Source organism: Cupriavidus laharis (assembly GCF_914271435.1).
GTDB lineage: Bacteria > Pseudomonadota > Gammaproteobacteria > Burkholderiales > Burkholderiaceae > Cupriavidus > Cupriavidus laharis.
This window is the reverse complement of record NZ_CAJZAI010000006.1, coordinates 194259-208400: the sequence shown is the minus strand read 5'-3', so window position 1 is coordinate 208400 and position 14142 is coordinate 194259. Positions and strand designations below refer to the sequence as shown.

The window sequence follows — 14142 nt, the reverse complement described above, 5'->3', positions numbered from 1 at the left end:
CGTTCCAGCCATGGGCGCTCGCTCGTGGAAATCATGATCGCGATCGTGATCGGCTTGTTGCTGCTGATCTCGATTACCGCCTTCTACCTGACCGCCCAGCGTGGCAGCCGCACGCAGGAAGGCTTGCGCAGCGCCGATGACGGCGCACGCTGGGCCTTGTCCGTCATGGGCGAGCAGTTGCGCCTTGCCGGCCTGGGCCGGGTGGACCTGTCATTGCTGGGGGCCCGCCCCGTGACGTTCGATGGGGCGCCGGTGCAGGGATGCGACGGCGGATTCTCCAATGTTTCGACGGGTGCATGCATCGCGGCGCCCAACAGCAACCCGGACGCCATTGCCGTTCGCTACCTGCGTATCGACGGGTCCCTGTCCAGCACGACGGACTGCAACGGCCGCACCATCCCGGCGGCACGAGCCATGGCGGAGAACGCCTTCTACCTCGCCGGCAATACCCTGATGTGCCGCGGGTCGGACCAGAACACCAACGCACTGTCGACGCCGGAGCCCATTCTCGAGAACGTGCAGGACCTGCAGCTGACCTATGGGCTGGCGCAGGACGCGGACTCGGCAAACGTGACGCAATACATGCCGGCAAGCGGCATGGTCGCGGCGGACTGGAACCGCGTGGTCAGCGTGCGCGTATGCCTGCTGGTGTTCGATGCCGCGCCGGGGAACGCCGATGTCGCCACGACGTACCGCGATTGCAACGACGCGGTCCAGAACATCGCCGACGGCAGGATGCGCCGCCGTTTCTATAGCAGCTTCGCGCTGCGCAACCGGGTGGGATAGATGAGCAAGCGTGCGGGAAACCTCCGGCTTCCGAGGCCGGGCGGCAGGCGCAATGCGAAGGGCGTGGTGCTGGTGGTAGCGCTGGTCCTGATCGTCGTCATTTCGCTGCTGGCCGCGTGGAGCATGCGGGGCAGCCTGTTCGACGAGCGCCTGGCCGGCAACAACCGCGACCACCAGGTGGCATTCCAGGCGGCCGAACTGGGCCTGCGCTTCTGCGAGGGGATCGTCGTCACCGGGCAGCCTGCAGCCCTGTTCAACCGGATGTACCGCAAGGACATGAGCAGCACGGTGAACGCCGGTGCGCCTCCGGTCGACAGCGCGGGCAATCTCAAGCTTGGTTATCTGGATGCCAATGGCAGGCAGTTCTGGGAAGTGCCGTCCAACTGGGACACCAGCGTGAACAGCGAGCCGAACACCAATGTCATCGTGGTTCCCGCGACGGACGGCGTAACGCTGAGCGAAGCCGCCGCCACGCCCAGATGCTTCATCGAGGAAATCCGCACGCCGTCGCGCGTGCGCAATCCGCAGACCGGCATGCCGATCAATATCCACTATCGGATCACCGCGATGGGCACCGGCATCAATGCCCAGACCCACGTCACGCTCCAGTCGGAGGTACGGCAATGACAGGCTATACCAAAGCGTTTCGCAAGGCTGTGGCGGCAGCCCTGGCGGGGCTGATGGCCCTGTCGCCCGTCTCGACCAGCCTTGCTGCGGTGTCGCAGCAGCCGCTGATCTTCGCCACTTCGATCGCGCCCAACGTCATGTTCACGCTGGATGACTCGGGCTCGATGATGTTCGAGATCACGCCCGAGAGCCTGTCGCCGAACGGAACGGAGACGAGCTGGGACCTGACGCCAACCCGCGGCAGCTGGCTGATCTACACGTTTCCGCTGCCGTCCGGCGGACGCGTCTATTCGAGCAACGGGTCGTACTACCAGGATGACAACGCGTCGGTTGTCAATTTCAGCAGCGGATCGCTTGCAGCCGCCCGGTACCGGACGGCTGCGCTCAATGTGTCCTATTACAACCCGGATGTCACCTACCGCCCATGGTACGACCCGTCCGGCAACCTGAAGAACGCCGATCCGGCAAAGGCCTACTACAACCCGCTCATGACCGGCAACGGCTATCTTGACCTGACTCAGGACAAGACCGTCAAGACCTACTGGCTGGACGACGATGGCAAGGGCTATTCCTACAAGAGCGTTACCTTCTACCCGGCCCTCTACTATCGCTATGACACGTCGCTGTCGGGCTGCAACAACAGCACATCAAGCCTGAAGTGTTTCAGGCGTGTGGAAATCCGCACGAACGCCACGTATCCGCAGAGTGGCAAGCGTACCGATTGCGCGGCGGCCGGCTACTGTACGTACAGCGAAGAAATTCAGAACTTCGCCAACTGGTTCCAGTACTACCGTTCGCGAATCCTGGCCATGCGGGCCGCGGTGGGGCAGGCCTTCTCGTCGCAGAACGAGTCGATCCGGGTCGGCTACACCACCATCAATGACGGTACGCGGTCGGGCACCGGCTCGTATGCGGGCATCAAGCGGCCGGTAGCGGCGTTTGACACGTCCAGCAAGTCCGCCTTCTACCAGGACTTCTACAGCCTGGACATCACCGCGAACGGCACGCCGCTGCTGGGCGCGATGGATACCGTGGGCAAGTACTTCAAGAGCAATGCACAACCATGGATGGAATCAGCGGGCAGGCCTGAAAGCGCGTGCCGTGCCAGCTACCATATTCTTTCCACTGACGGGTACTACACCGACAATACGGACGTTGGCGACGTGGACAGCACCAAGGGCTCCAGCATTGCGCCCGTCTCCGGCACCGCGTACCAATACTCGCCGAAGAACCCTTACAAGGACGGCTACAGCAATACGCTCGCGGACGTGGCCATGAAGTACTGGGTCAACGACCTGCGCAACACCGAGAACCGCGTGCCGACCAACGCGCGCGATGAGGCCTTCTGGCAGCACCTCGTCACCTTTACGCTGGGGGTGGGCGTGAAAGGCACGCTGGAGTCCGCCCCTGCCAACCAGCCAGCCAATCCCGACACACCGCGGGCCGACGTGCTTTCGTCGATTCTCGACAAGCTGAAGGCCGGCACCTTGTCCTGGCCCAAGGCGTCTACCAGCGACCAGACCAAGATCGACGACCTGTGGCACGCCGCCGTGAACTCCCGTGGCGACAACTACAGTGCGGGCGATGCATCGGGGCTGACGGCAGCGCTGACCAACGCACTCTCGCAGATTGCCTCGCGCAGCGGCTCGTCGTCTTCGGCAGCCACCAATTCGACCACGCTGAACACCGACACAGCCCTGTTCCTGACGCGTTTCCGTTCCGGCGCCTGGACCGGCGAGCTGCTGTCGCAGAGCTACAATCCCGGTGACCAGGCCTTCACCACGCTGAACTGGAACGCATACCAGAATGTCCCCGCCGCTGCCAGCCGCAAGATCTACACGTGGTCGCCGGGCGGCACCACACCGGTCGGCAAGCCATTGACGTGGAGCAGCGACACTGACACTTCCTTGTCCTCGACGCAAAAGACCGCGCTGGGCGGTGACAAGGCCATCGTGGCCTACCTGCGCGGCGACACCACGCTGGAGAAGCGCAACGGCGGCAAGTACCGCGACCGCGTGACCGACAACGGCCGCGGCGTGCTGGTGTCGAATGTCCTTGGCGATATCGTCAATTCCTCGCCGATCTATGTGAAGGCTTCCGATTCGGGCTACGACTTCCTGAAGGCGACGGAAGGGCGCAGCTACTTTTCTTTCCTGGCCAACAATCGCGTCAATCGCCGCGCCATGATCTACGTGGGCGCGAACGACGGCATGCTGCACGGGTTCGATGCGCTGACCGGCGTCGAGACATTCGCCTACATGCCGAACCAGGCGATCGTCGGCAGCAACGCGGTGAAGGCGCTGGCTTCGCCGGACTACATCCATCGCTTCTTTGTCGATGCGACGCCTGCTGCCGGGGATGCCTATTTCCAGCGTACGGGCGAAACCGCGGCGAGCTGGAGGACGGTGCTAATCGGCGGCATGGGTGCGGGCGGCAAGGCCATGTTTGCGCTCGACGTCACCGATCCGGCGAACTTCGATGCCAGCAAGGTCATGTGGGAGATTTCGGCCGATACCGAAACCGATCTCGGCTATACCATCGGCACGCCCGTCATCGGGCGCCTGAACAGCGGGAAGTGGGTGGCGATCTTCGGCAACGGGTACGAGAGCGCGTCGGGCAAGGCAGTCCTCTACGTCGTTGACCTGGCCAATCCGTCCGGTACCGGCGGTATCCGCAAGATCTACGCGGACCCGAAGGAGACCGCTGCAACGGGCAACGGCAACGGCCTTGGCAGTCCGGAAGTCGTGTATGACAACAACCTCACCATCCAGGCTGCCTATGCCGGCGACCTGAAAGGCCGGATGTGGAAATTCGACCTTTCCGATACCAATCCCACTGCGTGGGCGGCGCGCATGGGGACCACGCCGGGCGTCCCGCTGTTCACGGCCGTCGACGGCGTGAATACCACACCGCAGGCGCAACCGATCACAGCCGCGCCTACCGCGCTGATCAATCCGAAGGATCCGAACAAGGGGTTCCTGCTGACGTTTGGCACCGGCCGCTTTTACGATACGGCGGATTCGGGAGCCACCGGCTACAACTCGGTGTACGGGGTATGGGATGATCAGGCGACGTCGGTCACCCGCTCGATGCTGCAGTCTCAGACGCTGGCCTTGGCCACCATTACCGTGGGCGACACGCCGCGCACGCTGTACACGCTCAGCGGCAATACCGTTGACTACACCAGGCAGAAAGGCTGGCGCATCGATCTGCTGACCCAGGGCGAGCGCGTGGTCGTGAAGCCGAAGGTGGATGCGGAGCGCCTGGTGATCACGACGCTGACGCCGTCCACCGACGAGTGCGTAGGCGGGATCAGCTCCACCCTGCTGGACTTCTCCGCGCTGCATGGATCCGCATTGAGCTATTCGGTGCTCGACGTCAACAGCGACGGCAAGATCGATGCCTCGGACAAGGTGACGGGCGCCAACAACAAGGTTCTCGTCGTATCGGGCGTGTCCCAGCAAGGCAATTTCGGCTCGACCATCTTCCTGGGCGGAGGCGAGGGCAACAAACACCTGAAAGTTGCCAGCGCGACGACCGGCGAGGTCATCAGCGTGGTCGAGCAGGGCAACATCGCACGCAACCGGCTTTCCTGGAGGCAGATCTCGCAATGAACGCACGAATCCCGCCGCGCCGTCGTCATGCCGGCTTCAGCCGGGCCGGACGGGCGCGCGGCATGACGCTGATGGAGCTGATGGCCGTGGTGGCCATCCTCGGCATCCTTGCCGCAATTGCCATTCCCAACTATACGGAGTACGTGCGCCGTGGCTACCGGGCCGACGCGCGTGGCATGATGACCGAAGCAGCGCAACTGCTGGAGCGGTTCCGTTCGGTCAATGGCCGCTACAACCAGGACGCCGGCGGTACTGCCTTTGCATTGCCGGCGGCCCTGCGGACGTCGCCGCGCGACAGTGCCAGCGTTCGCTACAACATCTCGATCGTCGCGAATTCGCTCACCGCCAATGGCTATGTATTGCAGGCCGTTCCCGTGGATGCCGCCGATGCCTGCGGAACCTACACGCTGGACCAGACCGGCACACGATTGAATGCCGTCGGCGCCAACCCCGCGGCGTACCTGCAGAATTGCTGGGAGCGCTGAGCGCAGGACGCTAGCGCTTGCTGTTCCCGGACGTTACCTCGGCAAGCACATCCGAAAACTCGGCCACATCCTCAAAGCTGCGGTACACCGAGGCAAAGCGGATATAGGCGATCTTGTCGAGCTTGCGCAGTTCGCGCATGACCAACTCACCGATCTGGCTGCTGGGAATTTCCTTCTCGCCAAGCGCCAGCAGTTTTTCTTCGATGCGGGTGATGGCCTCGTCGATGGCTTCGGCCGAAACAGGCCGCTTGCGCAGCGCCAGGCGCATCGAATCCTTCAGCTTGGCGCGGCTGTAATCCACGCGCGAGCCGTTCTTCTTCACGATGGCCGGGAAGAACAGTTCGATCCGCTCGTAGGTGGTGAAGCGGCGGTCGCAGGCTTCGCAGCGCCGGCGCCGGCGTACGGCATCGCCGTCTTCCGACATGCGCGTGTCGAGCACCTGGGTATTGGAATGTCCGCAAAAGGGGCATTTCATGCCTGACCACCTTCAGATTTGAGCCCCGCCCGCCTTGGTATCTTGTCCTTCTGTGGCAGCAGGGTGGGTTGGCGAGGCCCGCAAGCGGCACGGCGGCGCGCCTGCGGGGCTGCCGGCCGCCCTCGCGGGCGGCCTTGCGCGGCATCAGCCGTAGACCGGGAAACGCTTGGTCAGTGCCGACACCTGCTCGCGCACGCTGGCGATGTTGCCGGCGTCGTGCGGGTTGTCCAGCACGTCGGCGATCAGGTTGCCGACGATGCGCGCTTCTTCTTCCTTGAAGCCACGCGTGGTCATGGCCGGCGAGCCGACGCGGATGCCCGAGGTCACGAACGGCTTTTCCGGGTCGTTCGGGATGGCGTTCTTGTTCACCGTCAGGTGCGCTTCGCCCAGGATGCGCTCGGCTTCCTTGCCGGTGATGTTCTTGGCGCGCAGGTCGACCAGCATCACGTGGCTCTCGGTGCGGCCCGAGACGATGCGCAGGCCGCGCGCGATCAGCGTTTCGGCCAGCACGGCGGCGTTCTTGACCACCTGTTCCTGGTAGGCCTTGAATTCCGGCGTCAGCGCTTCCTTGAAGGCCACAGCCTTGCCGGCGATGACGTGCATCAGCGGACCGCCCTGGATGCCAGGGAAGATCGACGAGTTGATGGCCTTTTCATGCTCGGCCTTCATCAGGATCACGCCGCCGCGCGGGCCGCGCAGGCTCTTGTGCGTGGTCGTGGTGACGAAGTCGGCGTGCGGCACCGGGTTCGGGTAGACGCCCGCGGCGATCAGGCCGGCATAGTGGGCCATGTCGACCATGAAATAGGCGCCGATCGACTTGGCGACCTTGCTGATGCGCTCGAAGTCGATGCGCAGCGCGAAGGCCGAGGCGCCGGCGATGATCAGCTTCGGCTTCTTTTCCAGGGCGAGCTTTTCCAGCGCGTCGTAGTCGATGTCTTCCTGCGCGTTCAGGCCGTAGCTGACCACGTTGAACCACTTGCCGCTCATGTTCAGCGCCATGCCGTGGGTCAGGTGGCCGCCTTCGGCCAGGCTCATGCCCATGATGGTGTCGCCCGGCTTCAGCACGGCGAAGTACACGCCCTGGTTGGCCTGCGAGCCCGAGTTCGGCTGCACGTTGGCGGCTTCGGCGCCGAACAGCTGCTTGACGCGGTCGATGGCCAGCTGCTCGACGATGTCAACGTATTCGCAGCCGCCGTAGTAGCGCTTGCCGGGATAGCCTTCGGCGTACTTGTTGGTCAGTTGCGAACCCTGTGCGGCCATCACGGCCGGCGAGGTGTAGTTTTCGGAGGCGATCAGCTCGATGTGGTCTTCCTGGCGCTGGTTTTCCTTCTGGATGGCGGCAAAGACCTCGGGGTCGATCTGGTCGATCGTATAGCGGCTGCGTTCGAACATGGCGAAACTCGTCTGAAAAAAGGGAATCCGATTACTGCATCGGGGTAGGGCGCGCGGGGAAAGCGATTGGCGACCGGCACCGGCGGGACTGCGTGAACCGTCGGCGCAGGGCGCACCCTGCTTCCCATTCGCTGCCCAGGCGAGCGGCAGGCGCTTGAAACTTCACGCCAGAGAACTTGCGCTTCCTCGTGGTAGTACCCACTGACATCGCCAGTCGCGCAAGGTGGAATGGTTGGGTGCAGTTTAGCGTGAGGCGGGGATTTGCCGCAAGCCGCGGCAGATCCCCGCAACGCCATGCCCGGCGCGGCCCGCAACTTGCTGTTGCAAACTCGTCCTGCGGGTTTACACGAAAGCCGTCTTGCTCTCCGTTACAATCGCGGCCATGACAAACTTTGTCTGGATCCTGCGGGTGTACTGGGAAGACACCGACGCGGGCGGCGTAGTGTTCTACGCCAACTATCTCAAATTCTTCGAGCGCGCCCGAACCGAGTGGCTGCGCTCGCTTGGTGTCGAACAGCAGGCGCTGGCCGATGAGGCCGGCGTGGTGTTCATCGTCCGCAGCACGGCAGTGGACTACAATGCGCCCGCCCGGCTCGACGACCAGCTTGAGATCCGCACGCGCATCGAACGCGTTGGACCGGCCTCGGTGCAGTTCGCGCAAGAGGCATGGCGCGGCGAGACCTTGCTCGCCAGCGGCCAGATTCGCGTTGGCTGTGTCGATCGAAGCACTTTCCGTCCGTCTCCTATTCCCGCCCCTGTCCTGGCTACCATCAAGACCGCCCGATGAATCCCGTGACCGTCACGCAAGACCTGTCGATCATTTCGCTGGTGATCCACGCCAGCCTGCTCGCGCAGGCCGTCATGGCGCTGCTGCTCGTCATGTCGCTGTTCTCCTGGACCTATATCTTCCGCAAGCACCTGGCGCTGCGCTCGGCGCGCACGCAGACGGAAAGGTTCGAGCGCGACTTCTGGGCCGGCGGCGACCTGCAGGCGCTATATAACAGTGCGGTGAACAACCGGCACAATACCGGCGCGCTCGAGCGGATCTTCGAGTCGGGCATGGGCGAATTCCTCAAGGCACGCGAGCGCGGCAACGAAGCGAGCGCACTGCTCGACGCCGCCCGCCGCGCCATGCGTGCGGCATACCAGCGCGAAATGGACGTGCTGGAATCGCACCTGCCGTTCCTGGCCTCGGTCGGTTCGGTCAGTCCTTATATCGGCCTGTTCGGTACCGTGTGGGGGATCATGAATGCATTCCGTGGTCTGTCGAATGTGCAGCAGGCGACGCTTGCATCGGTGGCCCCCGGCATCGCCGAGGCGCTGGTGGCGACCGCCATCGGCCTGTTCGCGGCAATTCCGGCTGTGATCGCCTACAACCGCTACGCTACCGAGATCGACCGCCTGGCGATCCGGTTCGAAAGCTTCATGGAAGAATTCCTGAACATCCTGCAGCGGCAGACCCGCTGACCGACTGAACGCCCAGGAGCCCAGCAATGGCATCCATTCAGCGCCGCGGCGGATCGCGCCGCCGGGCCAGTGCCGAGATCAACGTCGTGCCCTACATCGACGTGATGCTCGTGCTACTGGTCATCTTCATGGTGGCGGCACCGATCGTCAGCCCCGCCGTCGTCGATCTGCCGACCGTGGCCAATGCCACGCCGCAACAGAAGGCCCCGCCGATCATCGTGACCGTGCACGAGGACGGTGCGCTGACCGCGCGCGGCAAGGACAACGCCGGCAATTCGTTCGAGCGCAAGCTCGACAAGAACGGCCTGCTCGATTTCGTGCACCAGCGCCAGAACGAGAACCCGGACCAGCCGGTGGTGATTGCCGCCGACCGCTCGGTCAAGTACGAGTCCGTGCTCGACGTCATGTCCGTGCTCAAGGCCGATGGCATCAAGCGCGTCGGCCTGATGGTGAAGTCCAAGTAGAACGCGCCGCCTGCGTGAGATGCCTGTCCGAATGCCTCGCCCCATGACGACCGCTGCCGCCTATCCTTACCAGCCGGTGAAGGAGCGGGGAACCCTGCGTTCCTTCCTGCTCGCGCTCTTCATGCACCTGCTGCTCGGCATCGTGCTGTACTACGGCGTGCATTGGCAGAGCAGCACGCCGGTCGGCTCGGAAGCAGAGCTCTGGGACGAGATTCCGGCCACCACCGCACCGCCACCACCGCCTGCGCCACCCGAGCCGGTGGTCCAGCCACGCCCTGTGCCGCCGGCGCCCGAGGTGAAGAGCAAGGTCGAGGAAGACGCCGATATCGCGCTGGAGCGCCAGAAGCGCCGCGCCGCCGAGCAGGCCGCGCGCGAAGAGGCTGCGCGCAAGGACGCGGCACGGAAGGAAGCGGAACGCAAAGAGGCCGAACGCAAGGAAGCCGAGCGCCAGGAGGCGCAACGCAAGGAAGACGCAAAGAAGAAGGCCGCCCAGCAGGAGCAGCAGCGCCGCGAGCAAGCCGAGCGCGAGCGCAAGGAAGCCGATGCCAAGGCCAGGGCGAAGGCGGATGCCGAGGCCAGGGTGAAAGCCAAGGCAGAGGCGGAGGCAAAGGCCAAGGCCGACGCGCAGGCAAAGGCAAAGGCCGAGGCCGATGCCAAGGCAAAGGCGGAAGCTCAGGCGAAGGCCAAGGCGGATGCCGAAGCCAAGGCCAAGCGTGAAGCCGCCGCCAATGCGCAGCGCAAGAGCGAACTGGCACGGCTGCAGGCCATGGCCGGCGGCGGCGCGGGTGGCCAGGGTGGTGGCGGTGTGGGCAGCGCCGCCGGTGCGGGTGCCGGCGGTGGCGGCAAGGCTTCCCCGGGCTATGCCGACCGCGTGCGCCGCCGCGTCAAGCCCAATATTGTGTTCACCGAAGACGTGCCGGGCAACCCGACCGCCGTGGTGTCGGTGCAGCTCGCGCCGGATGGCTCGCTGATGTCCGCGCGGCTGAGCAAGTCGAGTGGCAATTCGGCGTGGGACAACGCTGTCCTGCGCGCCGTCGAGCGCTCGGACCCGCTGCCGCGCGACGAGAACGGCAAGGCGCCTGCGAGCTTCACCATCACTTTCCGTCCCAAGGACTAAGTGACCCAGGCGCCATGAATTGCAACATAATGCAACCTTCATTAACCGGTGCCAGTCCCACCGCTACCATGACAGGTTGCCTGACGCGGCCGGCAGCGTGCGATGCGCACGTGGAACGGGCATGCGCCGTGCGCATCCACGCCTGTTCTGCTGTCTGCCTGCCGTGCCCGACGAATCCTGAAATCGACTGAGGAGCAGCATGCGAAAGCTTTGGGCCCCCAACTGGCTGTCCGCGAAGCGGCACCACGCAAACCAGACTGCAAGCCGAGCCGCAAACCGGCTCGTCGGCCGCCACGCGCTGATGGCCTGGCTGGCCGCCGCGCTGGCCTTGTCCGCCGGCGCCGCACAGGCGCAACTAAACGTTGAGATCTCCGGGGTCGGCGCGAGCCAGTTCCCCGTCGCCACCGCAAACTTCCAGGGCGAGGCGCAGGCCCCGCAGAACCTCACTGCGATCATTCGCAGCGATCTCGCGCGCAGCGGCCGTTTCCGCAACGTCGATCCGGGCGGCGCCACGGTGGCCGAGTCGGCCAATGTCGATCTCGGCAGCTGGAAGAGCCGCGGCGCCGATGCGTTCGTCGCCGGCAGCGTGACACCTTCGGGCAGCGGCCAGTACGAGGTTCGTTTCCGCCTGTACGACACCGTCAAGGGCCAGAGCCTGGGCGGCCTGGCGTTCAACGTCAACCAGGGCCAGCTGCGCGTGACGGCCCACAAGATCGCCGACTACATCTACGAGAAGCTGCTGGGCGAGCGCGGCGTGTTTGCGACGCGCCTGTCCTACGTCTCGCGCGTCGGCAACCGCTACCAGCTCCTGATCTCCGATTCGGACGGCCAGAATTCGCAGGTCGCACTGACCAGCAACGAGCCGATCATCTCGCCGTCGTGGTCGCCGGATGGTCGCCGCGTGGCCTATGTCTCGTTCGAGGCCAAGAAGCCGGTGGTGTATGTGCACGACCTGGCCACGGGCAAGCGCACGCTGGTGTCGAACCAGAAGGGCAACAACAGCGCGCCGTCGTGGTCGCCCGATGGCCAGCACCTGGCCGTGGCGCTCTCGCGAGATGGCAACACCCAGGTGTACCAGGTCAATGCCGACGGTTCCGGCGTCCGCCGCCTGACCCGCAGCAGCGCGATCGACACCGAGCCGCAGTATTCGCCTGACGGCAAGAGCATCTATTTCACCAGCGACCGAGGCGGTGCTCCGCAGGTCTATCGCATGCCGGCAGGCGGCGAGGAAGCGGGCGGCGCGCAGCGCGTGACTTTCAAGGGCAGCTACAACGTGAGCCCGCGGATCTCGCCGGACGGCAAGTACCTGGCGTACATCACGCGTGCGGGCGGCTTCAAGCTGCAACTGCAGGACCTGACCAACGGCGACGTCACCTCGCTGACCGATACGGCCAATGACGAAGCGCCGAGCTTTGCCGCCAACGGCAAGTACATCCTCTACGCCACCCGCCAGGGCGGCCGCGCTGTCCTGGCGGCGGTGTCCACTGACGGGCGTACCCGGCAGGTTCTGTCCCTCCAGTCCGGCGATGTCCGCGAGCCGTCCTGGGGTCCTTTCATGCAATAACGCGATAACAGGAGTCTCTCGCCATGCCCCAACTGATGACCAAAACCCTTGCCGTTGCCGCCCTGCTGGCCCTGGGCGCCTGCAGCTCCGGCGTGAAGCTGGACGATACCGCCAATGCCGGCGCAAAGGGCGGCACTGGTGCCGACGCCCGTACCGTGCAGCCCGTGGATGTCTCGCGCGACCCGCTGAACGACCCGAACAGCCCGCTGGCCAAGCGCAGCGTGTACTTCGATTTCGACAGCTACAGCGTCAAGCCCGAGTACCAGAGCATGCTGGGCCAGCACGCCAAGTACCTGGGCTCCAACAAGGGCCGCAAGATCCTGATCCAGGGCAACACCGACGAACGCGGCACCAGCGAGTACAACCTCGCGCTGGGCCAGAAGCGCGCCGAAGCGGTGCGCCGTTCGCTGGCGACCATGGGGGTGCCCGACAACCAGATGGAAGCCGTGAGCCTGGGCAAGGAAAAGCCGAAGGCAACGGGCCACGACGAGGCCGCCTGGGCTGAGAACCGCCGCGCCGATATCAACTACTGATCTGATCCGCGTACAGGCCATCCATGAAAGCACGCGTTTCCACCCTGTTGTGGCTTGCCGCCGTTTCTGGCGCGGCCATGCTGCCCCTTGCCCCGGCCCGTGCCGGCGTGTTCGACGATGACGAGGCGCGCCGTGCGGTCCTCACCCTGCGCGACCAGTTCAACGGTTTCCAGGCGACCGCCACGCAGCGCATCGAGCAGAACAGCCGTACCACGATCGAGATCCAGAACCAGCTGGAAGGCCTTCGCCAGGAGGTCGCCCGGCTGCGCGGCCAGAATGAGGTGCTGCAGAACACGGTGGATGCGCTGCAGAAGCAGCAGAAGGACTACTACGCGGACCTGGATGCGCGCCTGAAGAAGTTCGAGCCGCAGCAGGTCACCGTGGATGGCCGCGAGGGCACGGTGCAGCCGAACGAGAAGCCCGAGTATGACGCCGCGCTCAAGCAGTTCCAGGCCGGCGACTTCAAGGCCGCGGGCAATTCCTTTGCCGCGTTCGTCAAGAAGTACCCGCAAAGCCCGTACCTGCCGCTGGCACAGTACTGGCTCGGCAACTCCCTCTATGCGCAGCGCGACTACAAGGGCTCGACCGCGGTGCTGCAGAACATGCTGCAGGCGAACCCGACGCACCCGAAGGCGCCGGATGCCATGATCGCCATCGCCAACAACCAGCTCGAGTCCGGCCAGAAGGCCGCGGCCCGCAAGACGCTGGAGCAGGTGGTGGCCAAGTATCCGGGTACCGAAGGGGCGCAGGCCGCCTCCAACCGGCTCAAGACCCTGAAGTAAGCCTGGCCGGCACCGGACAGAGATTGCAGGGCCCGCTAAACGCGGGCCCTTTCTCTTAGTCGCGCTAAAATACGCGATTCGCCTGCAATTTTCGTGTGCCGCCTGCGCGGCGCGACTGCCATCATGACCAAACGCGCCATTGTCCTGCTTTCGGGCGGGCTTGATTCCGCCACCGTTCTCGCCATGGCCAAGGCCCAGGGCTTCGAGACCTATGCGCTGTCGATGCGCTATGGCCAGCGCCATTCGTCCGAGCTGGAGGCCGCCAAGCGCGTGGCCAGCGCGCTCGGCGCCGTCCGCCACGAAATCGTCGACCTTGACCTGCGCCGCTTCGGCGGTTCCGCGCTGACCGACGACAAGCTCGAGGTGCCAACTGACGGCGCATCGTCGGGGATCCCGATCACCTATGTGCCGGCGCGCAACACCATCATGCTGTCGCTGGCGCTCGGCTGGGCCGAAGCCGTCGGCGGGCGCGACCTGTTCTTCGGCGCCAACGCGGTGGACTATTCGGGCTACCCGGATTGCCGCCCCGAGTATGTCGCGGCCTATGAGACGCTTGCCAACCTCGCCACCAAGGCGGGCGTGGAGGGCGACCGGTTCCGCGTACATGCGCCGATCATCGACATGACCAAGGCCGAGATCATCCGCGCGGGCATTCGCCTCGGCGTGGACTACAGCCTGACGGTGTCGTGCTACCAGGCGGACGATGACGGCCGTGCCTGCGGCGTCTGCGATTCCTGCCGCATCCGCCGCGCCGGCTTCGAGGCGGCCGGTGTTGCCGACCCGACCCGCTACCAGAACGCCTGAGCACGCCACCAGCCCCATTCACTGCCCCCGAC

Annotated in this window: 14 protein-coding genes and 1 riboswitch; of the genes, 12 read left to right on the top strand and 2 right to left on the bottom strand. The window is 64.9% G+C overall.

The window, feature by feature from the left end; genetic code table 11:
* Positions 1–33: 33 nt before the first annotated feature.
* From LDO29_RS14695 to LDO29_RS28215, 4 genes are read left to right on the top strand one after another with little or no spacing between them, the layout of a single operon-like run.
* Entirely contained in the window at positions 34–786 is a 753-nt protein-coding gene (locus tag LDO29_RS14695; RefSeq protein ID WP_224080626.1) for a PilW family protein, read from the top strand.
* The gene (locus LDO29_RS14690; RefSeq protein ID WP_224080518.1) at positions 787–1413 is read left to right on the top strand and encodes a pilus assembly PilX family protein; all 627 of its coding nucleotides are present in this window, start codon (positions 787–789) and stop codon (positions 1411–1413) included.
* Positions 1410–5027 (top strand): pilus assembly protein, encoded by a 3618-nt coding sequence (locus LDO29_RS14685; protein ID WP_224080517.1) that lies wholly within the window; start codon positions 1410–1412, stop codon positions 5025–5027. Before LDO29_RS14690 ends, LDO29_RS14685 begins: the two co-directional genes overlap by 4 nt.
* The gene (locus LDO29_RS28215; RefSeq protein WP_290369576.1) at positions 5024–5512 is read left to right on the top strand and encodes a type IV pilin protein; all 489 of its coding nucleotides are present in this window, start codon (positions 5024–5026) and stop codon (positions 5510–5512) included. Before LDO29_RS14685 ends, LDO29_RS28215 begins: the two co-directional genes overlap by 4 nt.
* Positions 5513–5522: 10 nt before the next feature.
* Here the strand turns inward: LDO29_RS28215 and nrdR are convergent, their stop codons facing one another.
* Together nrdR and glyA are read right to left on the bottom strand one after the other, a co-directional pair.
* Positions 5523–5987 (bottom strand): transcriptional regulator NrdR, encoded by a 465-nt coding sequence (gene nrdR, locus LDO29_RS14670; RefSeq protein ID WP_224080516.1) that lies wholly within the window; start codon positions 5985–5987, stop codon positions 5523–5525.
* Between the two features lie 144 nt (positions 5988–6131).
* On the bottom strand, positions 6132–7379 hold the full coding sequence (gene glyA, locus LDO29_RS14665; protein ID WP_224080515.1) for a serine hydroxymethyltransferase: 1248 nt from the start codon (positions 7377–7379) through the stop codon (positions 6132–6134).
* A 126-nt stretch (positions 7380–7505) separates the two neighbouring features.
* A riboswitch (ZMP/ZTP riboswitch) is annotated at positions 7506–7607 on the bottom strand.
* A 154-nt stretch (positions 7608–7761) separates the two neighbouring features.
* Between glyA and ybgC the strand changes: the two genes are divergently transcribed.
* From ybgC to queC, 8 genes are all read left to right on the top strand, one after another.
* Positions 7762–8166 (top strand): tol-pal system-associated acyl-CoA thioesterase, encoded by a 405-nt coding sequence (gene ybgC, locus LDO29_RS14660; protein WP_224080514.1) that lies wholly within the window; start codon positions 7762–7764, stop codon positions 8164–8166.
* Positions 8163–8846 carry a protein TolQ gene (gene tolQ, locus LDO29_RS14655; protein ID WP_224080513.1) on the top strand — a complete coding sequence of 228 codons (684 nt, stop codon included), beginning with the start codon at positions 8163–8165 and terminating at the stop codon, positions 8844–8846. The genes ybgC and tolQ overlap by 4 nt, the downstream gene beginning before the upstream one ends.
* Positions 8847–8872: 26 nt before the next feature.
* The gene (gene tolR / locus LDO29_RS14650; RefSeq protein ID WP_224080512.1) at positions 8873–9310 is read left to right on the top strand and encodes a protein TolR; all 438 of its coding nucleotides are present in this window, start codon (positions 8873–8875) and stop codon (positions 9308–9310) included.
* A 19-nt stretch (positions 9311–9329) separates the two neighbouring features.
* Positions 9330–10427: a cell envelope integrity protein TolA gene (gene tolA / locus LDO29_RS14645; RefSeq protein ID WP_224080511.1), complete on the top strand. Its 1098-nt coding sequence runs from the start codon at positions 9330–9332 to the stop codon at positions 10425–10427.
* A gap of 199 nt (positions 10428–10626) precedes the next feature.
* Positions 10627–11991, top strand: a complete 1365-nt coding sequence (gene tolB / locus LDO29_RS14640) for a Tol-Pal system beta propeller repeat protein TolB (RefSeq protein WP_224080510.1) — start codon at positions 10627–10629, stop codon at positions 11989–11991.
* A gap of 23 nt (positions 11992–12014) precedes the next feature.
* The gene (gene pal, locus LDO29_RS14635; protein ID WP_224080509.1) at positions 12015–12524 is read left to right on the top strand and encodes a peptidoglycan-associated lipoprotein Pal; all 510 of its coding nucleotides are present in this window, start codon (positions 12015–12017) and stop codon (positions 12522–12524) included.
* 23 nt (positions 12525–12547) lie between these two features.
* Positions 12548–13306, top strand: coding sequence for a tol-pal system protein YbgF (ybgF, locus tag LDO29_RS14630; RefSeq protein WP_224080508.1), 759 nt, complete (start codon positions 12548–12550; stop codon positions 13304–13306).
* Positions 13307–13429: 123 nt separating this feature from the next.
* Complete coding sequence (gene queC, locus LDO29_RS14625) at positions 13430–14110, top strand: 7-cyano-7-deazaguanine synthase QueC (protein ID WP_224080507.1); 681 nt, start codon at positions 13430–13432, stop codon at positions 14108–14110.
* The last annotated feature ends 32 nt before the right edge of the window (positions 14111–14142 follow it).